This is a genomic window from Sphingomonas sp. HITSZ_GF, assembly GCF_029543155.1.
Lineage (GTDB): Bacteria > Pseudomonadota > Alphaproteobacteria > Sphingomonadales > Sphingomonadaceae > Sphingomonas.
In genome coordinates, this window is the sequence record NZ_JARQXA010000006.1 from 202184 (window position 1) to 220586 (window position 18403).

Annotated in this window: 20 protein-coding genes and 1 riboswitch; of the genes, 10 read left to right on the forward strand and 10 right to left on the reverse strand. The window is 66.8% G+C overall.

What is annotated here, in order from left to right; all coding sequences use genetic code 11:
- Positions 1-1029, reverse strand: a complete 1029-nt coding sequence (gene cpaB, locus P6144_RS17610) for a Flp pilus assembly protein CpaB (RefSeq protein WP_277769122.1) — start codon at positions 1027-1029, stop codon at positions 1-3.
- A 60-nt stretch (positions 1030-1089) separates the two neighbouring features.
- Positions 1090-1563, reverse strand: a complete 474-nt coding sequence (locus P6144_RS17615; protein WP_277769123.1) for a prepilin peptidase — start codon at positions 1561-1563, stop codon at positions 1090-1092.
- 49 nt (positions 1564-1612) lie between these two features.
- On the opposite strand from P6144_RS17615, the gene P6144_RS17620 reads away from it, so the two are divergent.
- The 4 genes from P6144_RS17620 to P6144_RS17635 all read left to right on the forward strand — a co-directional run bounded on the left by P6144_RS17620 (position 1613) and on the right by P6144_RS17635 (position 4329).
- Positions 1613-2557 (forward strand): alpha/beta hydrolase, encoded by a 945-nt coding sequence (locus tag P6144_RS17620; RefSeq protein WP_277769124.1) that lies wholly within the window; start codon positions 1613-1615, stop codon positions 2555-2557.
- The gene (locus P6144_RS17625) at positions 2557-3636 is read left to right on the forward strand and encodes an FAD-dependent oxidoreductase (RefSeq protein ID WP_277769125.1); all 1080 of its coding nucleotides are present in this window, start codon (positions 2557-2559) and stop codon (positions 3634-3636) included. The genes P6144_RS17620 and P6144_RS17625 overlap by 1 nt, the downstream gene beginning before the upstream one ends.
- A 34-nt stretch (positions 3637-3670) precedes the next feature.
- A complete protein-coding gene (locus tag P6144_RS17630; RefSeq protein ID WP_277769126.1) occupies positions 3671-3844 on the forward strand; it encodes a DUF1508 domain-containing protein in 174 nt (57 codons plus the stop codon).
- Positions 3845-3984: 140 nt separating this feature from the next.
- The gene (locus P6144_RS17635) at positions 3985-4329 is read left to right on the forward strand and encodes a GNAT family N-acetyltransferase (RefSeq protein WP_277769127.1); all 345 of its coding nucleotides are present in this window, start codon (positions 3985-3987) and stop codon (positions 4327-4329) included.
- 358 nt (positions 4330-4687) lie between these two features.
- Here the strand turns inward: P6144_RS17635 and manD are convergent, their stop codons facing one another.
- On the reverse strand, positions 4688-5899 hold the full coding sequence (gene manD / locus P6144_RS17640) for a D-mannonate dehydratase ManD (RefSeq protein WP_277769128.1): 1212 nt from the start codon (positions 5897-5899) through the stop codon (positions 4688-4690).
- A gap of 86 nt (positions 5900-5985) precedes the next feature.
- Here manD and P6144_RS17645 point away from each other — a divergent pair, with 86 nt between their 5' ends.
- Together P6144_RS17645 and P6144_RS17650 are read left to right on the forward strand one after the other, a co-directional pair.
- Positions 5986-6756, forward strand: coding sequence for a FadR/GntR family transcriptional regulator (locus P6144_RS17645; protein ID WP_277769129.1), 771 nt, complete (start codon positions 5986-5988; stop codon positions 6754-6756).
- Between the two features lie 126 nt (positions 6757-6882).
- The gene (locus P6144_RS17650) at positions 6883-8154 is read left to right on the forward strand and encodes an alginate lyase family protein (RefSeq protein ID WP_277769130.1); all 1272 of its coding nucleotides are present in this window, start codon (positions 6883-6885) and stop codon (positions 8152-8154) included.
- 144 nt (positions 8155-8298) lie between these two features.
- Here the strand turns inward: P6144_RS17650 and P6144_RS17655 are convergent, their stop codons facing one another.
- The 3 genes from P6144_RS17655 to P6144_RS17665 form a co-directional block, all read right to left on the reverse strand.
- Complete coding sequence (locus P6144_RS17655; RefSeq protein WP_277769131.1) at positions 8299-9240, reverse strand: DUF4861 family protein; 942 nt, start codon at positions 9238-9240, stop codon at positions 8299-8301.
- An 8-nt stretch (positions 9241-9248) separates the two neighbouring features.
- On the reverse strand, positions 9249-10418 hold the full coding sequence (locus P6144_RS17660) for a glycoside hydrolase family 88 protein (protein WP_277769132.1): 1170 nt from the start codon (positions 10416-10418) through the stop codon (positions 9249-9251).
- An 88-nt stretch (positions 10419-10506) separates the two neighbouring features.
- Positions 10507-11190 carry a hypothetical protein gene (locus P6144_RS17665; protein ID WP_277769133.1) on the reverse strand — a complete coding sequence of 228 codons (684 nt, stop codon included), beginning with the start codon at positions 11188-11190 and terminating at the stop codon, positions 10507-10509.
- A gap of 169 nt (positions 11191-11359) precedes the next feature.
- On the opposite strand from P6144_RS17665, the gene P6144_RS17670 reads away from it, so the two are divergent.
- Entirely contained in the window at positions 11360-11770 is a 411-nt protein-coding gene (locus P6144_RS17670) for a thioesterase family protein (protein WP_277769134.1), read from the forward strand.
- A 47-nt stretch (positions 11771-11817) separates the two neighbouring features.
- Positions 11818-12186 carry an STAS/SEC14 domain-containing protein gene (locus P6144_RS17675; RefSeq protein ID WP_277769135.1) on the forward strand — a complete coding sequence of 123 codons (369 nt, stop codon included), beginning with the start codon at positions 11818-11820 and terminating at the stop codon, positions 12184-12186.
- 22 nt (positions 12187-12208) lie between these two features.
- Here P6144_RS17675 and P6144_RS17680 read toward each other — a convergent pair whose 3' ends face one another.
- The 4 genes from P6144_RS17680 to ispH all read right to left on the reverse strand — a co-directional run bounded on the left by P6144_RS17680 (position 12209) and on the right by ispH (position 16103).
- Positions 12209-13351, reverse strand: a complete 1143-nt coding sequence (locus P6144_RS17680) for a hypothetical protein (RefSeq protein ID WP_277769136.1) — start codon at positions 13349-13351, stop codon at positions 12209-12211.
- Between the two features lie 280 nt (positions 13352-13631).
- A complete protein-coding gene (rnhA, locus tag P6144_RS17685; RefSeq protein ID WP_277769137.1) occupies positions 13632-14072 on the reverse strand; it encodes a ribonuclease HI in 441 nt (146 codons plus the stop codon).
- Positions 14069-15025 (reverse strand): homoserine kinase, encoded by a 957-nt coding sequence (gene thrB / locus P6144_RS17690; protein WP_277769138.1) that lies wholly within the window; start codon positions 15023-15025, stop codon positions 14069-14071. The genes rnhA and thrB overlap by 4 nt, the downstream gene beginning before the upstream one ends.
- Positions 15026-15149: 124 nt before the next feature.
- Positions 15150-16103, reverse strand: a complete 954-nt coding sequence (gene ispH / locus P6144_RS17695; RefSeq protein ID WP_277769139.1) for a 4-hydroxy-3-methylbut-2-enyl diphosphate reductase — start codon at positions 16101-16103, stop codon at positions 15150-15152.
- Between the two features lie 107 nt (positions 16104-16210).
- Here ispH and P6144_RS17700 point away from each other — a divergent pair, with 107 nt between their 5' ends.
- Positions 16211-16855, forward strand: coding sequence for a hypothetical protein (locus tag P6144_RS17700; RefSeq protein WP_277769140.1), 645 nt, complete (start codon positions 16211-16213; stop codon positions 16853-16855).
- A 134-nt stretch (positions 16856-16989) separates the two neighbouring features.
- A riboswitch (glycine riboswitch) is annotated at positions 16990-17078 on the forward strand.
- Positions 17079-17237: 159 nt separating this feature from the next.
- Positions 17238-18401: a glycine cleavage system aminomethyltransferase GcvT gene (gene gcvT / locus P6144_RS17705; RefSeq protein ID WP_277769141.1), complete on the forward strand. Its 1164-nt coding sequence runs from the start codon at positions 17238-17240 to the stop codon at positions 18399-18401.
- Positions 18402-18403 lie beyond the last annotated feature (2 nt).

Genomic DNA, 18403 nt, shown 5'->3' on the forward strand with positions numbered 1-18403 from the left:
TTAGTTCTTCCCCCCCAGAGGAACGGCAGTTTCCGAATTGCCGCGAACGATGGTGACGACCGGGCCGCGCGGAACATTGGCACCCGGATAATTGGCGGCAGGCGCACCCGGCGCGGCCTCGGGGGCCGGCGAGGCGGTCTTGGCCGGCACCGTGCTGCGCTGGAAGCGCGAGACGTCGGCGCCGGTGGCGAAGCTGGTCGCGCCGTCCTGCGGACGTGCGGCGACGCGGGCCATCATGGCCTTCTCCTTCTTGGGATCGCCGTCGGCGGGCACGTCGACATCGCCATTGGCGATCGCTTCCTCGAGCTCGCCCTGGTTGTCGGCGATCGAGCGCAGCGACAGCGAAAGCGTGCCGATGGTCTGCGCCACTGCGATCTTCTCGGCGATCTTGGGCGTCGCCTCGACAGTCACGTTCGAATAGGTGGTGACGATCGTGTTGCCCTTGTCGTCGGTCTGCTTGTCGGTCTTCTGGTCGGTGGCGAGCACGCGCAGGTTGCGCAGCACCGTCTCCGAGGCCTTGAGCGCCGGGCCATCGCCGCCGCCGGCGACCGACTGGGTGAGGATCAGGTCGACCCGGTCGCCCGGGAAGACGAAGCCGGCCACGGCGCTCTGCGCCGAGACGGGCACGGTGACCGCGCGCATGCCGGGCCCGAGCGCGGCGGCGAGGAAACCGCGGTCGCCGGGCTTCACCAGCGCGCCCTGGGTCACCGGCTGGCCAGCCGGGATCGGGAAGCGCACCACGGTGCCGACCAGCTTGGCCGGATCCGATTCGCTCTTCACATAATAGGCGCCCTCGACGAGCTCCTTGGGCCAGGGGCGGAATTCCAGCGACTGCGCGTCGAGGATCGTCCCGGTGGGCAGCTCGCGCTTGGCGACGAGCACCTCGGTGGTGTTCTGCGGCTGCACCGCGGCAGGCACGGCACCGGCCTGAGGCGCGGGCGCGCCGCTCATCAGGCTGCGCGCCATGAACGCGGTGATGGCGGCCACAACGAGCGCACCGACGAGCAGGATCAGCTTGCGTGCATCCATTTCGCTATTCCCAAGCCCCTTAAAAACGCGGCGTCATGTGGTTGCGCCAGCGTTAATTATTCACCCGAACTGGTTAAAAATCGGTTCGCGAAGAACCAGCAGCGCGGCGATCGCGATGGCCACGCCATAAGGGATTTCCACAGGGTCCCCGCTGGATCGCCGCCATTTCTTCTCGATCACCATGATGAGCGTGAGCACGCCGCCGATCAGCGACATGAGCACGAGCATCCAGACGAGCGGCTGCACCGGCAGCCACAGGGCGAGCGCGCCGATCATCTTCACGTCGCCGCCGCCCATCTGCCCCAGCGCGAAGGCGCCGAGGAAAAAGGCGAAGACGAGCACGGCCACGCCGAACTGCACCGTGATGTCCGGCCACAGGGCCAGTCCGTTCGCCCACCACCAGAGCGGCGCCATCAGTGCGATGGCGGCATTCTTCCAATTGGCGATCTCACGGGTGCGCGCGTCCTGGATGCCCGCGGAAACGAGCAGCAGCGCAAGCGCGACAAGCAGCAAAGTGACGACCCACTCCCCCATATGAGCAAAGTCCTAGACGGGACGGCTTATCAAAACGTAACCAAGCGCCATGCGTGAAACTCCGGATATCCGCCGCACGATCCCCGCCGGGGCGAAGGTTCACTATTGGGCGGCTCCCGATGGCTGGCATCTGCGTGCCTTTGCCTGGCCCGCGGAGACCGCGACTCCGCGCGGCTCGATCCTGTTCCAGGGCGGGCGCGGCGACATTTTCGAGAAGTATCTCGAGGTGTTCCACCACTGGCACGAGCAGGGCTGGACGATCACCTCGTTCGACTGGCGCGGCCAGGGCGGCTCGGGCCGGCTCACCTCGCGCGCCAATTGCGGCGACATCGACAGCTTCGACAGCTTCATCGCCGATCTGCGCGCCTTCTATGCCGATTGGGAGAGCGCGACTCCGGGGCCGCATGTCGTGATGGGCCATTCGATGGGCGGGCATCTGGTGCTGCGCGGCCTGGTCGAAGGCGCGATTCGCCCCGATGCCGCGGTGATCGTCGCGCCGATGCTCGGGGTGAAGAGCCCGCTCGGGCCGTTCGCCGAGCGCGCCGCGCGCATCCTGGGCGGGGTGGGCGACAGCACTCGCCCGGCCTGGAAGAGCAACGAGAAGCCCTACACCACCGAAACCCGCTCCAACCTGCTCACCCATGATCCGGATCGCTATTCGGACGAGATCTACTGGCAGCAGGCGAATCCCGAGATCGTCACCGGCCCGCCGAGCTGGCGCTGGCTGATCCAGGCGTTCAAGTCGATGCGCGAGCTGGCGAAGAACCCCAAGCTGCGGAAGATGCCGGTGCCGCTGCTCGCGCTGGTCGCGAAGGCCGACGGGCTGGTCGATGCCCGGGCGGCGCTGAAGATCGTCCTCAGGCTGCCCGATGCCCGCATCGTCAGCTTCGGCAAGGAAAGCGCGCACGAGATCCTGCGCGAGGAAGACAGGGTGCGTAATCGCGCGATCGGCGAGATCGATCTGTTCCTCGCGGCGCGCGCCCAGCGCCGCTGATGGCCTGGGACGTTGCGATCGTCGGTGCCGGCATCGCCGGCGCCAGCCTCGCGGCCGAGATCGCGCCGCACGCGCGCGTGCTGCTGCTCGAAGCGGAGGATCGCGCCGGCTATCACAGCACCGGCCGCTCGGCCGCCTTCTGGTCCGAAAGCTATGGCGGCCCGGCGATCCAGCCGCTCACCACGGCATCGGGTGCGGCGCTGCGGCCTTATATGGAGCCGATGGGCTCGATCCATATCGGCCGTGCCGACGAAGCGGGCGCGATCGACGCCTTTCTCGCCGAGTTCGAAGGCAGCGGCGTCGAGCTGCGCGCGATCGATCCGCAGGCGATGATCCCGGGCTTGCGCCCCGAATGGACGCTCGGCGTGCTCGAGCCGAGCTGCGAGTATATCGATGTCGGCGGCCTGCACGGCGACATGCTCGCCGCCGCGAAGCGGGCAGGGGCCGAATTGCGCACCGACGCCGCGTTGCACTCGGCCCGGCGCGAGGGCAGCACGTGGAAGCTCGAAACGCGCGCGGGAGCGTTCGAGGCGGCGGTGCTGGTCGATGCTGCCGGCGCCTGGGCCGATCCGGTGGCGGAGATGGCGGGCGCCCGGCCGCTCGGCATCCAGCCCTATCGCCGCACGATCATGCAGCTCAGGACCGATCCGGCGCCGGCGGTGGGCAGCCCGATGGTCGCGCATATCGGCGGCAGCTTCTACTGGAAGCCCGAAGCGGGCGGCCGCATCTGGCTTTCCCCGCATGACGAGATCGAGACGCCGCCCTGCGACGCCCAGCCCGAGGACATCGACGTCGCCGTCGCGATCGAGCGGTTCGAGCAGGTGGTTGACTGGCGGGTCGAGAAGCTCGAGCACAAATGGGCGGGCCTCAGGAGCTTCGCCCCCGATCGCCTGCCGGTCTATGGCTTTGACGCGGACCTGCCCGGCTTCTTCTGGTGCGCGGGGCAGGGCGGCTTCGGCATCCAGACCGCGCCGGCTGCGGCGAAGCTCGCCGCGGCGCTGCTGCTCGGCGCTTCGCCCGATCCGGCGGTGGCGGCTATTGACCCGGCCCTCTATTCGCCTGCACGTTTCGCCGGCTAACCTAGGTTAGCCATTCGAGTTCGGGAGAAGACACATGGCACACAAGTTCGTGATCGAGCAGAACAAGGCCGGCGAGTATGTCGCCAAGTTCAAGTACAATGCCGAAGTGATCTTCTGGACCGAGGGCTATTCGAGCAAGGCCGCGGCGAAGAACGCGATCGAGTCGATCCTCAAGAACGGCCCCGGCGCGCCGGTCGAAGAGGGCTGAGGCCCATCGAGAGCCTTCCGCGCATCGAGGTTGCCAGCCCTTCCGATCCTGCCGCTCTAGGGCTGCTGGATCGGTTGTCGGATACGCTCGCGGCCATAACCGGGAGCAGCGGGCGAGCCTCGTTCGATCCCGCGGACGTGATGGTGCCGGGCGCGATCTTTGCCCTGGCGTTCGACGGGGAGGGCCGGGCGGCGGGATGCGGCGCCTATCGTCCGCTGGGCGAGGGCGTGGCGGAGGTGAAGCGCATGTTCGCCGCACCGGGAAGCCGTGGCATCGGCGCGGCGCTGCTCGCCTTTCTCGAAGCGCGCGCCGCCGCGGATGGCTATCGCGAACTCTGGCTCGAAACGCGGCTCGTCAACGAGCGGGCTGTCCGCTTCTATGAAAAGCACGGCTATCTGCGCATTCCGAACTTCGGCAAATATGCCGGCAGGCCGGAAGCGGTGTGCCTTGCCAAGCGCCTGGCCCGGCGGCCGCCCTCGCATTGATCGACGAACTGGCCGGCGCGCCGGTCGGAGAGGTTTGTGGGCGTCCTAATATCATCTTCGTCACCCCGGGCTTGACCCGGGGTCCCGCTACGCTTCGGCGCCAGTTGACGCGGGCAGAAGCTCCCCCTTGCAATGTAGGATTTCGCCTGCTGGGCTCTTGCCGACCGCCATGCGCCGGCCGCTCTTTGAATCTGTTGGAAAGATTGGATCAGCCGCACGCAAGAAGATTGCGAGATGCGGCGCGTTTGCGGGAATTGTGTCAACCCAGGCGCCGTGGGAACGGCTCTTTGGCGTGACCTTCGTGTCCTTTGGCGAGTCGCCGGGGCGCAGGGTGTTGGAAGACCCTGCGCCCGGCGCCTCACCAGTTGAACATGGTCCCGTCCTCGAGCCGGTTCACCGGCAGATAGGCGCGCTTGTATTCGTATTTCGCCGCTAGCGCCTCGTCGATGTCGACGCCCAGGCCGGGCTTGTCGCCCGGGTGCATCAGCCCGTCCTTCAGGCTGTAGGCATGCGGGAACACCGCGTCGGTCTCCTCCGAATGGCGCATATATTCCTGGATGCCGAAATTGGGGATCGACATGCCGAAGTTGAGCGCGGCCGCCATCGACACCGGCGACAGGTCGGTCGCGCCGTGGCAGCCGGTGCGGATCTGGTAGAGATCGGCGAGCGCCGCCACCCGGCGCAGATGGGTGATGCCGCCGGCATGCACCACGGTGGCGCGGATATAGTCGATCAGCTGTTCCTCGATCAGCTGCTTGGCGTCCCAGATCGAATTGAAGATCTCGCCCACCGCCAGCGGCGTGGTGGTGTGCTGGCGGATCAGGCGGAAGCCGGCCTGGTTCTCGGCCGGAGTCGCGTCCTCCATCCAGAACAGGCGATAGGGTTCGAGGTCCTTGCCCAGCCGGCCCGCCTCGAGCGGAGTGAGACGGTGGTGGACGTCATGGAGCAGGTGGATGTCCCAGCCCAGCGCGTCGCGTGCCTTGTCGAACAGCTCGGGCACGAAGCGCATGTACTTCGACGTGCTCCACTGCGATTCCTCGGGCAGCGAGCCCTTGGCCGGCTCGTAATAGAAGCGCTCGCCCGATACGCCGTAGGTCGTCTTCATCCCCGGCACGCCGGACTGGAGGCGCACTGCCTTGTAGCCCTGCTCCAGATATTCGTGCGCGCGCTCGATCGTCTCGCTGATGTCCGATCCATTGGCATGGCCATAGACCATGCAGCCCTCGCGCGCCGCGCCGCCGAGCAGCTGATAGACGGGCATGTTCGCCAGCTTGCCCTTGATGTCCCACAGCGCCATGTCGACCGCGGCGATCGCGGTCATCGTCACCGGGCCGCGGCGCCAATAGGCGCCCTTGTAGAGATACTGCCAGATATCCTCGATATTGTGCGCGTCGCGGCCGATCAGGCAGGGGATGACGTGATCGGTGAGGTAGCTTGCAACGGCCAGCTCGCGGCCATTGAGCGTCGCGTCGCCAAGGCCGTAAACGCCCTCGTCGGTCTCGATCTTCAGCGTTACAAAGTTGCGGCCGGGGCGCGTCACGATGACGCGGGCGGCAGTGATACGTGGCAAAACGAAACCCCTCCAAGTGGTCAGGCCAATATCCACTTGTATGACCTATCGTGTCAACCTACGAGACTGTGTATGACGAGGATGCGATGAAGATAACGGGCAACAAGCTGTACCAGCGCGTGGCCGCCTCGATCACCGAGGCGATCGAGGCGGGGCGCTGGTCGCCCGGCTCGCGCCTCCCCGGCGAACGCGACCTGGCCGAGGAGTACAAGGTCAGCCGCCCCACCATCCGCGAGGCGATGATCGCGCTCGAGATGAAGGGCTGGATCGAGGCGCGGCACGGCTCGGGCCTCTATGTCACCAAGCGCGATCACGGCAGCGGCGAGCGCGCCGATGCGCTCAATTTCGACGTCGGCGCCTTCGACCTGACCGAGGCGCGCATCCTGTTCGAGGGCGAGGCGGTCGCCCTCGCTGCCGTCTCGATCACCGACGAGCAGATCGCCGAACTCGAGGGGCTGCTCGAGGAAATGGCGGCCGACGACTCGAACGAGCCCTCGGTGATGGACGCCGATCACCGCTTCCACCTCGCCATCGCCAATGCCACCGGCAACGCCGCGATCCGCAGCGTCGTCGACTATCTCTGGGACCTGCGCGTCAATTCGCCGCTCGCCGCCAACATGTTCGCCCGCGCCAAGCGCGGCGGCATCACGCCGCGGGTGGAGGAGCATCGCCCGATCCTCGATGCGCTCAAGGCGCATGATCCGCATGCCGCGCGCAATGCGATGCGCCGGCACCTGCGCGGCGTGGTCGACGATCTGCTCGAGGCCACCGAGCTCGAGGCGATGGAGCGCGCCCGCAACGAGATCGAGACGCGCCGCGACAGCGTCGCCCGGCGGCTCAAGATCGGATCGGCCTGATTCTCTTTCGGGTGGCTTGACACCGATTACCCCGGCGTCAAGATTGGCCTGACCAAAAGACGGCGAGCGCGCGCCGCGATCCCATCGCGGCGTCCGGATCCGCTGCTGATCGAGAGGAAGCACCCGATGCGCCGCGGCGTCCTTGCCCTTCTTGTCTTGGCGGCGGCGCTTGCGCCGCAGGCCGCCTCCCATGCCGGGCACGCCACCCCTGGCCTCGCCAGCCCGGTCTGCGCCGGCGCGGACGGGTTCGCCGCGTCCTTCGGCGGCCGCAGGACCTTCTTCCTCGCGCCTGGCACGATGCTGCGGCTCAAGGCCGCGATCGCCACCGATCCGGCGACCAAGGCAGCCTATGGCGCGCTGATCGCCCGCGCCGAAAGGGCGATGGCGCGGCCGCTCTACACGGTGGTCGACAAGAAGACGGCGCCGCCCTCGGGCGATCCGCACGATTATATGAGCTTGGCGCCCTATTGGTGGCCCGATCCGGCCAAGCCGGGCGGCCTGCCCTATGTGCGCAGGGACGGCGAATTCAATCCGGACCGCAGCACCGACAAGTTCGACGTGACCGATCTGGAGGGGATGAGCGCCGATGTCGAGACGCTGAGCCTCGCCTATTTCTTCTCGGACGACGCCCGCTATGCCGGCCGCGCGGCGAGCCTGGTGCGCACCTGGTTCCTGGCGCCTGCCACGCGGATGAACCCGAACATGAACTATGCCCAGGCGGTGCCGGGCCGCGAGGAGGGGCGTGCCGAGGGCGTGCTCGATACCTCGCGGCTCGCGCGGGTGGTCGAAGGCATCGGCCTGATCGGGCCTTCGGGCAAGCTCAGCGCCGAGGAGCAGAAGGGCCTGGAGAAATGGTTCTCCGACTATCTCGACTGGATGCAGACGAGCCGGAACGGCAAGGCCGAGAATGCGGCGAGGAACAATCACGGCATGTGGTTCGACGCGCAGACCGCGCAGTTCGCGCTGTTCGCCCGGCGCCCGGAGATGACCCGCGCCGTCGCCGAAGCCTTTGGCCGCAAGCGCATCGCGCCGCAGATCACGCCCGAAGGCAAGATGCCGCTCGAGCTGGCCCGCACTCGCAGCCTGCACTATTCGATCTATGCGCTGTTCGCCGCCTATGACGTCGCCGATATGGCAAAGTGCATGGGCGTCGACGTCTGGAACCATGCCGATGGCGGCAAGAGCCTGCGCGCGGCGACCAATTATCTGAAGCCCTATTACCGCAAGGTCGAGGCCTGGCCGCTGCCCGAGCTGCGCCCCGATGCTGCCGAACTCGACGAGCTGATGCGCCGGGCCCGCGGCGCCTGGGGCGAGGGCTATCCGCTGGCGCCGGAGACCGAGCTGAAGCGCTATTTCGGAACGGCCCCGGGCCCGAGCGAGCCGAACAAGGCGAACTAAAATCCTCTCCCGGAGGGAAAGGGGGGACCGCGCCGCGCAGCGGCGTGGTGGAGAGGGCCTGCCACGAGCGGTATCGCTCGCGGCGCTCCCCCTCCACCAGCTTCGCTGGTCCCCCTCCCCCTCCGGGGGAGGATTTTTAGAAGATCACTTCACCGGGCAGGTCTTCTGCGCCGCGCCCACCACATAGGGCGTGCGCGCCAGGTCGGCCGCCGTCTCGTCGAGCCATTTGCGGAACTCGCGTTCGGTCTTGGGTGCATCCGGCTCCTGCTCCCAGGCTGCGGCAAAGGCGTAGCGGATGTTGCGCGGGTCGCAGAACTGCACATAGAGCGACTTGCCGTCGCTGCCCGTCGCCACCGCTTCGTCCGCCGGATAGAAGAGCGCGATGCCCAGATCGTCATGCGCCAGGCTCTGCTGGCCCCAGGTGGCGAAATAGCGCCACTTGCCGCGCTTCGGGCTCTCGATCTTGCTCACGCCGTCATGCAGCGTCAGCCCCGCGATCATCGCCGGCACATTGCCGCTCACCCGCGCCTCGACATTGGTGAGGCGCGATCCCGCGAAGATCCGGTAGGTGGTCGAAAGGTCGGCGGTGCCGCCTTCGCCGGGGAAGCCGCTATTGGTCACCAGCACCGTCGCGGCGCGATCGGTGTTGAACACGCGCGCGCTGATCTTCGCCTTGCCGAGCTGGGTGGCCACGCCGCCGCGCAGCACGCCGATCCCGCCCATGCCAAGCGACTGGTCGACCTGGAAGATGTCCTGCCCCCAGGGCGCCATCGAATGATAGTCGTCCTTGCCCATGCCGATCGTCGGCAGCACGTTTCCGGGCAGCTTCTTGCCGTAGATGTCGGGCACGTTGCGCTCGTCGAGATACAGGCGATAGGCGACCTTGTCGCTCTCCCAGCCCGGGCCTTCCATCGCGATCAGCCCGTCATGGATGGCATGGCCGGCGGGCACCTCGATCCGGTCGACCAGCTTGTAGCTGCCATCGGCCTGGCGGACGTTGAGCGTCGCCAGCGGCGCGGGCGGGGCGCTGTCCTGCCCGGCCGCGACCAGCAAGGGAGCGGCGAGGAGCCAGAGGGCGTGCTTCATAGTCTTCCTTACCTCGTCAGATCATACACCGCGGCGCCGGCGAGCAGATAGGCGCCCGTACCATAGAATTGCGCGTCCTCGGCCTTCACCACGTCGGGCCGGTCGCTCACCTGCTGTACCCAGCCCAACATGCCATTTGGCTGAACGGCTCTTTCGAGCGCCACCCAACCCTTTGTAACTGCGGGAAGATAGGTCTTGCGATCGAGAAGACCAGCCTTGATGCCCCAGGCCATGCCATGGACGTAGAAGCCGGTGCCGCTCGATTCGTCCTGCGAGCGCTCCGGATCGGCGAGCAGCGAGGGCGGCCAATAGCCGTTGCCGCGCTGGAGCGTGACCAGCTTTGCGGCCATCTCCTTGAACAGGCGGATATAATAGGCACGGCGCGGATCGCCGGCGGGAATCTCGGGGATCATCCGGGCAAGGCCGGAAAATACCCAGCCATTGCCGCGGCTCCAGAACAGCTTCTCGCCGTGACTCCCCCGCTGATCGAAGAAGCGGCTGTCGCGGAAATAGAGATGCTCGGATTTGTCGAACAGATAGGCAGTGGTCGCGCGATATTCCCGGTCGGCGAACGCAGCGTAGCGCTTGTCCTTCGTTTCTTTCGACAGGCCCCAGAGCGTCGGCGGCGCCATGAACAGCGCGTCGCACCAGCACCAGCGGGTGGTGCATTCGGGATCGCCGGTGGTCGGGGCGATGAACTTGAGCGCGTTGGTCTTGGGCGCGGCGAGGATCCTGTCGAAATCGGCGCGCATCGGGGCGATCGCCTGGGCGCCAGCGCCCTTGCGCGCCGCCCAGATCCAGGCCGCGCCGATGATGTGATCGTCGGCATGATAGAGCCGGTCGCCCAGCCGCCAGCCTTCCTCCGTGCCCTTGGCGAAGATCGCGTCCCTGTAGCGCACGCTGCTCGATCGGTCGGCGAGATGGGTCAGCGCCACCCAGAAGGTGGCCTGCTGCCAGTCGCGCGCCCGCTTGGTGCTGGGGCGCGCGGCGGGCATGTAGGTCAGATCGTCCATATGCGTGAGCTGCCAGTCGGCAACGCGTTCCATCGACGCCATCACCTGGATGCGGCTGGGAAGGGCAGGAGTAGCGGCTTCGGCCGGTGCCGGCGGCCGGGCGAGGCCGCTTCCGGACGTGGCCAGGGCGGCGCCGGCCAGCGCGGCGGCGAGCTTGCGTGTCATTCGGTCATCCCCGTCTAGGTGCCGCTGTTGTCGCGGTTATGCCCGACGATGTTGGTCCGACGTACCCAAGTCAAGTGGTAAGGCCAATTCAGTCGGCAACCTCGCCCACTTCCGCATCGATGAACAGCGCGAGTGCCAGTGCGGCGGCGAGCGCCGCCTCGCGCAGCGCGGGGTCTCGCGGCAGGAAGACGCGCTTGGCGCTGCCGTTCAGGTCGATGCCGCCGATTGCCTGTCCATTTGCCGAAAAGACATAGCCCAGCGGCTTCGCCACCGGCACCGAGCTGCCGAGCATGTGATGCTCGGACCGCAGTTCGATTCGCGCCCCGCCCAGTTCGATATGCCCTTCACGTCGGTCGAGCAGCGCGGTGCGCTCGTCGAGCACCAGCCGCGCAGGGATCGGATGGCGATCGCGGGCGAAGCGGCAGCGATAGGCGATGTTGCGGGTACGGATGGTGAGGGCGCCGCTGCCCATGTCGGTGGCGGAGGAGTTGCAGGCTGCGCTCAGCTCGCCGGTGATGCCGTCGCCTGCGGCGACGAACCCGGCGCCGCCGCGCAGTTCCATCACGTCGCCGAACCAGTCATAGCCGGCACCCCGGGCATAGCGGCCCGAACTGCCGGCGAGTGTGAAGCTGCCCGCTTCCTGCCAGTCGATGCCGTGCAGCACCGCCTCCTCGGTCTGGTCGAATGGGGTGGCGGGCGGGCGCATCTGGAGTGGAGTGCAGCCGGTCGCGGCCAGCAGCAGCAGGGCCGGCGCAGTGTGGTGAAGCTTCATATGGTCCCCTGTCATGGGAGGGCACCCGACGCTCCTGGTTATCTGCCGCCGGCCTTGCCGCAGCCTGAACGATCGGGTGACGCTACGGCATCTGCGGATTCGTTGGAATCCGCGGTTTTCCGGGGATTTTAGTCGCTTCGAAACCCCATCTGGCGTATGATGCTGGAATATGTCCGGCACCGCGCTCCCCTATGAGTTCCCGATCGATGTCGCCCAGGACGACATCGACTTCATGGGGCACGTCAACAACGCGTCCTACCTGAAGTGGGTGCAGGAAGCGGTGATCAGCCACTGGCAGGCGCTGGCGCCCGTGGAGGCGGTGGCGGAGCATCTCTGGGTCGCGCTCAAGCATGAGATAACCTATCGCAAGCCGGCATTCCTCGACGACGATGTCGTCGCGACCGTGCTGCTCGAAAAGGTTCAGGGCGCACGCGCTTTCTACGAGACGGTGATCCGCCGCGGCGGCGAGGTGCTGGCCGAGGTCAAGTCGAGCTGGTGCTGCCTCGATGCCGAGACGCTGCGTCCGGCGCGGCTGGCGCGCGACGTGATCGACCGGTTCTTCGTCAAGGCCGACGACTGAGCGCAGGGGCGACGGTCCGTTAACTTTTCGCTGCGATGGCGGCCGGAATGTACCGTGTGGCGTTCCGGAAAGAACTCAACCTTCTCGATATCGAGTGGCTTGCGATGTTCGAGCCCGACCGGGTGGGCGACTATGCCCGCAAGCTGCGCGACCAGTTCGATGCGGAGGGCTTCGCGCCCGGCTATCTCCTGCGCATGGACATGCGCCGCAGCGGCGTGCAGGGGCAGGAGGCGCTGCAGGCCTTTCGCCGCCACTTTGCCGGGTTTCCCGTGGCCAGCCGTATTGCGGTCGTGACCGAAAGCGCCGTCGCGCGCATGCAGATCCGGCGCGAGATGACTCAGCCCTATATGCAGATCTTCGATCGCGCGGAGAGCGCGCTTACCTGGCTGCTGGGGCGCGGCGGCGCAGGCAACTGACGGTTCGGGCTTCGGCGTCGCCTCAGCGGAACTTGGCGCACCGGCCGGCATCCCAGTCTTCGCGTCCGTCATAATAGGTCGGCTGATAGGTCATGTCGCCGATTCCGGCGAAATGCAGCGTGCTGCGAACGGTCAGGTCGGCGCGCCGGTTGGGGATCGCGACGATCCGGATATAGGGCTTTGCATTTGCCGATGGAGACGCCGCACCCCAGCAATGCCGGCTCGTCCAGGCGCTGATGTCGGCCACATTGGAGCCCCGTATCGGAAAGGACTTGTTGCCGTTGCGGTAGATCACTGCCGTGGGGTGATCGGTCAGGCGCGCGACGAGGTTCGCCGCGCCGGCGCGGTGGATGGCGTAGGGCAGGCAATTGCCGAGCAGCGTCATCTCGATCGAGATTTCCTTGCGGCGCTGGTCGAAGGTGGCTTGGGGCACCGTGCATCCGCCGATCTCCTGGAGCCCGTCCTGCGCATCGTCGTTGGGGTTGCCCACCGCCGCCAGCCACGACTCGTTGAACACCAGCCCGCGCGGGCCCGGTTCCAGGGTCACGCCCATCGGCAGCACCCAGGCGCCAGTGCCGTCGATGTCGATCGCCAGGATCAGGCTGTCCGTCTCGTCCGGCGCGTCGCTGTCGCCCATCATCATCTCGAGCATCGGCACGAATACGGCGCGATAGCGATTGCTGTCGTCGTAGAAGCCGCGCGCATCGGCCAATCTGCCATATTCATCGTCGGTCTCGGGATAGATGGAGACCTGATCGAATCCCTCCTTCAAAACCGCAAACTGCGCATCGGTGAAACCGCCGAAGCGGATCTCCACCTGAAGCGACCCGAGCGGCTGGCTCCGGAGCACGATGCCCTGCGACTGGGCGAGCTGGAACAGCCGGGCATCCGAGGCGATGCCGCGATCGCGCTGTTCCTCGATCGCCGCCAGCAGCTCCTGATTGGATACCACGCGCCCGCCTTCCTCGCGCGTTGCCGTGATGCCGAGGTTGCTCAGCAGTTCCTGCTGGCCGCGATTGAAGTCGCGCCAGCGGACCTCCTCGGCATATTTGCGTTGCTGCTCGGCTGCGAGCAGGCGGGCGTCGGCCGCGGCCTGTCGCGCCTGCTCGGCCTGCATGCGCTGCTTGTAATTGTCGATCATCGCGCGAAACCCGATGCTCGTCACGGCGATAAGGGCACTGATGCAGGAGAGGCCGATTGCAACCCGGCCCGCGGCAGTCAGCTGCTTCTGCCCGTCATCCCCCTTTGTGGTTGTTTCGCGGGTTAGGCCCCATATACCCGAAATGGCTGCAATGATCGGCGTGATGATCGAAAGTACAGCCAAGATCATATCGTTGATCGACATCGGGCACCCCCATGCCTGGCCGAATAATATCCGATCCTATCCGAGGTTATTCATTGAAGCGAGGGGTAATGTCCGCGGATAATATTGCGGGGATTTTCGATCAGGCTGCGATCGCGGCGTCGCTGGCCAGCTTGTCGGCGCGCTCATTGTCGGGGTGGCCGGCATGGCCCTTGACCCAGACCCATTCGACCCGGTGCGGCTTGGCGGCGGCGAGCAGCTCCTGCCACAGGTCGGCGTTCTTCACCGGCTTCTTGTCGGCGGTCTTCCAGCCGTTCTTCAACCAGCCATGGATCCATTTGGTAAGGCCGTCCATCACGTAGCGGCTGTCGGTATGCAGCGTCACCCGGCACGGCCGCTTGAGCGCCTGCAGCCCCCGGATCGCGGCCATCAGCTCCATGCGGTTATTGGTGGTGTGCTTCTCGCCGCCGGACATTTCCTTCTCGGTCGTGCCCATGCGCAGCACCACGCCCCAGCCGCCCTTGCCGGGATTGCCCTTGCACGCGCCGTCGGTGGCGATTTCGACATGTTGCAGTTCGCTCATGCGAACAGCGCGTCGCCCTTCTCCGCATAGAAGTCCAGCCGCCGCATATAGGCGAGCGGGTCTTTCCTGGTGACAAGCGCGTCGGCCGGCGTGTTGAGCCAGTCCCAGGCGCGGGTGAGGAAGAAGCGCAGCGCCGCGCCTTCGGCCAGGATCGGCAGGGCGGCGCACTCGTCGGCGCGCAGCCCGAAGCTGGCGGTGTAGCCCTCGATCAGCGCAGCGCCGACTTCCGGCGAGAAATTCTCGCCCTTGCCGTCGAACGCCCAGGCGCCGTGCATCACCGCCAGGTCATAGGCGCGGATATCGGTGCAGGCGAAATAGAAGTCGATCAGCCCGGTCACCCGGTTGCCGAGCATCAGCACATTGTCGGGGAACAGGTCGGCATGGATCGCGCTCGTCGGCAGGTCGCTGGGCCAGGCGGCGAGGATCGTGTCGAGCGCCTTTCCGGCACGGTCGTACAGGCCCGGCTGGATCGTATCGAGCTCACGGCCGCAGCGCTCGAACAGCGGTTGCCATTCGGCGACCCCCATCGAATTGGGGCGATCGAGCGCGAAGTCCGCGGCGGCCTTGTGCAGCTTGCCCATCGACTCGGCGGCGGCGCGCGCCTGGGCGGGCGTCGGGTGCGAGACCGAGACGCCGGAGAGGAACTGGATCAGGCAGGCCGGGCGGCCCTCCAGGTCGTGGATCAGCGTGCCGTCGCGATCGGGTACCGCGGGCGGCACCGGCAGGCCCTTGTCCGCCAGATGCTCAAGCAGCGCCATGAAATAGGGCAGGTCGCCCGCCGCCACGCGCTTCTCGTACAGCGTCAGGATGAAGCGGCTCTTGCTGGTATCGACGAGATAGTTGGAGTTCTCCACGCCCTCGGCGATGCCCTTGGCCGAGACGAGCTCGCCGACGTCGAACTTTTCGAGAAACGCGCTCAGCGCTTCCGCCGATACCTGCGTATAGACTGCCAACGTCCGAAACCCCCGTTCGCCCTGAGCTTGTCGAAGGGCCGTCCTGCTTCCGCGGTTAGTAGAAAGTGCGGTGCTTCGACAAGCTCAGCACGAACGGGTTATTCTTTCGGCCGGCAAAGTTGGATCACGCCGCTTCCAGCCCGCGCGGCAGCTTGAAGGTGACGTTCTCGGGCACCGTCTCCACTTCGCGCTCGCTCACTTCGAAGCGCTCGGAAAGCTTGTCGACCAGCTCGCGCACCAGCAGCTCGGGGGCGGAGGCGCCTGCGCTCACGCCGACGGTGCCGACGCCGTCGAACCAGGCCCAGTCGATGTCCTCGGCGCGGGGGATCAGATAGGCGGTGGTGCCCTGGCGCTCGGCGACTTCGACGAGGCGGAGCGAGTTGGACGAGTTCCGGCTGCCGATCACCAGCATCAGGTCCACCGACGAAGCGATCGCCTTCACTGCGCCCTGGCGGTTGGTGGTGGCGTAGCAGATGTCGTTCGGCCCCGGCGCCAGGATGTTGGGGAAGCGCCGCTTGAGCACTTCGAGCGTCGCCGCGGTATCGTCCACCGAGAGCGTGGTCTGGGTGAGGAAGGCAAGGTTCTCGATATCGGAGACCTGCACCCGCTCCGCATCGGCGGGCGTCTCGACCAGGCTCATCGCGCCTTCGGGCACCTGGCCGAAGGTGCCGATCACCTCGGGATGGCCGGCATGGCCGATGAACAGGATGTGCCGCCCGGCATTGACCAGCCGTTCGGCCTGGCGATGGACCTTGGAGACGAGCGGGCAGGTGGCGTCGAGATAGTCGAGCCCGCGCTCCTCTGCCTTGGCCGGCACTGCCTTGGGCACGCCGTGCGCGGAGAACACCACCGGGACCCCATCGGGCACCTGATCGAGATCCTCGACGAAGATCGCACCCTTCGCCTTCAGGCTGTCGACCACGAACTTGTTGTGGACGATCTCGTGGCGCACATAGACGGGCGCGCCATATTTCTCGATCGCCAACTCGACGATGCGGATGGCGCGGTCGACCCCGGCGCAGAAGCCGCGGGGCGCTGCGATCAGCAGCTCGAGATAGGGTTTTGAAGCGTCGGCCATAGTTCTGCCTCGCACCTACGCGATTGCTTGCGCGGGCTCAACGCGGTTCCTATGGTGCGCGCCGTTTTGGACCCCTCTGGTCCCGTGTGTTTGAAAGGGTTTCCGTCTTGGTCCGCAACCTCGCCGTTATCGCTTCAATCCCGCTCGCGCTTGGCGCGTGCGCAAAAACCGGCGAGATCGATGCCTCGGGCGGCGTCGGCGTCACGGCGGTGCGTTCGGCCTGCCCGCATGTCGGCATTCCGGCCGGCACCGGTGACATGACGATCTTCAATCCGGCGAACAGCCGCGACGCGAGCGCGATCGACGTCAACGCGGTGATGACCAACGTCACCTCGACCTGCGACGATGCCGGCCCGCAGGTGGTGACCACGGTCAATTTCGAAGTGCTCGCCCGTCGCCAGAACGCCGATGGCGCGCGCGACGTGAGCTTCCCCTATTTCGTCACGGTGGTGCGCGGTGGCACTTCGGTCATCGCCAAGCGGATCAACCGCGTCACCGTGCATTTCGAGCCGGGCCAGATTCGCGCCCAGGCCACCGGCACCGCGACCACCTATGTCGATCGCAGCGCCGCAACGCTGCCCGACGACGTCCGCAAGCGGCTGAGCGAGAAGCGCAAGGCCGGCGAGCAGGCCGCGGCGATGGACCCGCTGGCCGATCCCTCGGTGCGCGGCGCCGTGCTTTCCGCGACCTTCGAGGCGCTGGTCGGCTTCCAGCTGACCGAAGAGCAGCTGAAGTACAACGTCACGCGCTGATGCAAGCCGTCACCCCGGCGAAAGCCGGGGTCTCAGGCGGTGATGGCATGCGGCACGAGATCCCGGCTTTCGCCGGGATGACGGATAGGCGATTGACTCGAATCGCGGGCGCGGCCAAGTCTCGCTGCGTCGCAACAGCACGCGCGGGAGAGTGTGGGGCAACCCACCGCCGAAGGAGCAACCGCCCCGGAATCTCTCAGGCACCAGGGACCGCGCGTACACGACACTCTGGAAAGCGGACGCGGCCCGGCCACGTCCCACCGAAGGGGTAAGCCAGGCAACTGGCGAAAGCTCTCAGGTTCCGTGACAGAGGGGGCGATGGAACGGTGCGCGAGGATTCCGCGCCGCTTCATCGAGTCCTTCTCGAATCCGGAGTGCCGCGATGAGCCAGCAAGTCCAGGACCAGCCCTTGAGCGGCGATCCCGAAGGCGGGGAGGGCGCGGAAGAACTGCGCCTGCTGCCGCTCGATCAGTGGCACCGCGCCAGGGGCGGCCGCATGGTTCCCTTCGCCGGCTACGAAATGCCCGTCCAGTATGAGGGCATCATGGCCGAGCACCTTTGGGTGCGCGAGCATGCCGGGCTGTTCGACGTCAGCCATATGGGCCAGCTGACCTTCACCGGCGAAGGTGTCGAAGCCGCGCTCGAAGCGCTGATGCCGGCGGACATCCAGGCCGCCAGGCTCTCGCACCCGGTCTATTCGCTGCTGATGGCCGAGAATGGCGGCATCCTCGACGACCTGATGCTCACCCGCATCGCCGAGGGCGAAGTGTACATGGTCGTCAACGGCGCCTGCAAATGGGACGACATCGCCCATTTCCGCGAGTTCCTGCCTGACGAGATCGGCATGAACCACATGGAGGATCATGCCCTGCTCGCCTTGCAGGGGCCCGAGGCGGTCACTGCGCTGGAGCGGGTGATTTCCGGCGTTTCGGACCTCGTCTTCATGCAGGGCGCTGCCTTCCAGTGGCAGGGCCATGCGCTGTGGATCAGCCGCTCGGGCTATACCGGCGAGGACGGCTTCGAGATTTCGGTGCCGGTCGAAGGCGCGGAAGCGCTGGCCGACGCGATCACCGCCCAGCCCGAAGTGAAGCCGATCGGCCTCGGTGCCCGCGATTCGCTCCGCCTCGAGGCGGACCTGCCGCTCTACGGCCATGACCTCGATACCGAGACCACCCCGGTTTCCGCCGCGCTCGGCTTCGCGCTCAAGAAGCGCCGCCGCGAGGAAGGCGGCTTCCCCGGGCACGAACGCATCATGCTCGAGCGCGAGAACGGCCCGATCCTCAAGCGCGTCGGCCTGGTCGTCGAGGGCCGCCAGCCGGTCCGCGAGGGCGGGCTGGTGCTCGACGCCGATGGCAATGAAGTCGGCAAGGTCACGAGCGGCGGCTTCGCGCCGACGCTGCAGAAGCCGATCGCCATGGCCTATGTGCCCGCCGCGAGCGCCGAGCCCGGCACCAAGATCACCCTTGCCCAGCGCGGCAAGATCCATTCGGCGGAGGTCGTGAAGATGCCCTTCGTCCCCCACCGCTATGTCCGAAAGGGAGCGTAAGA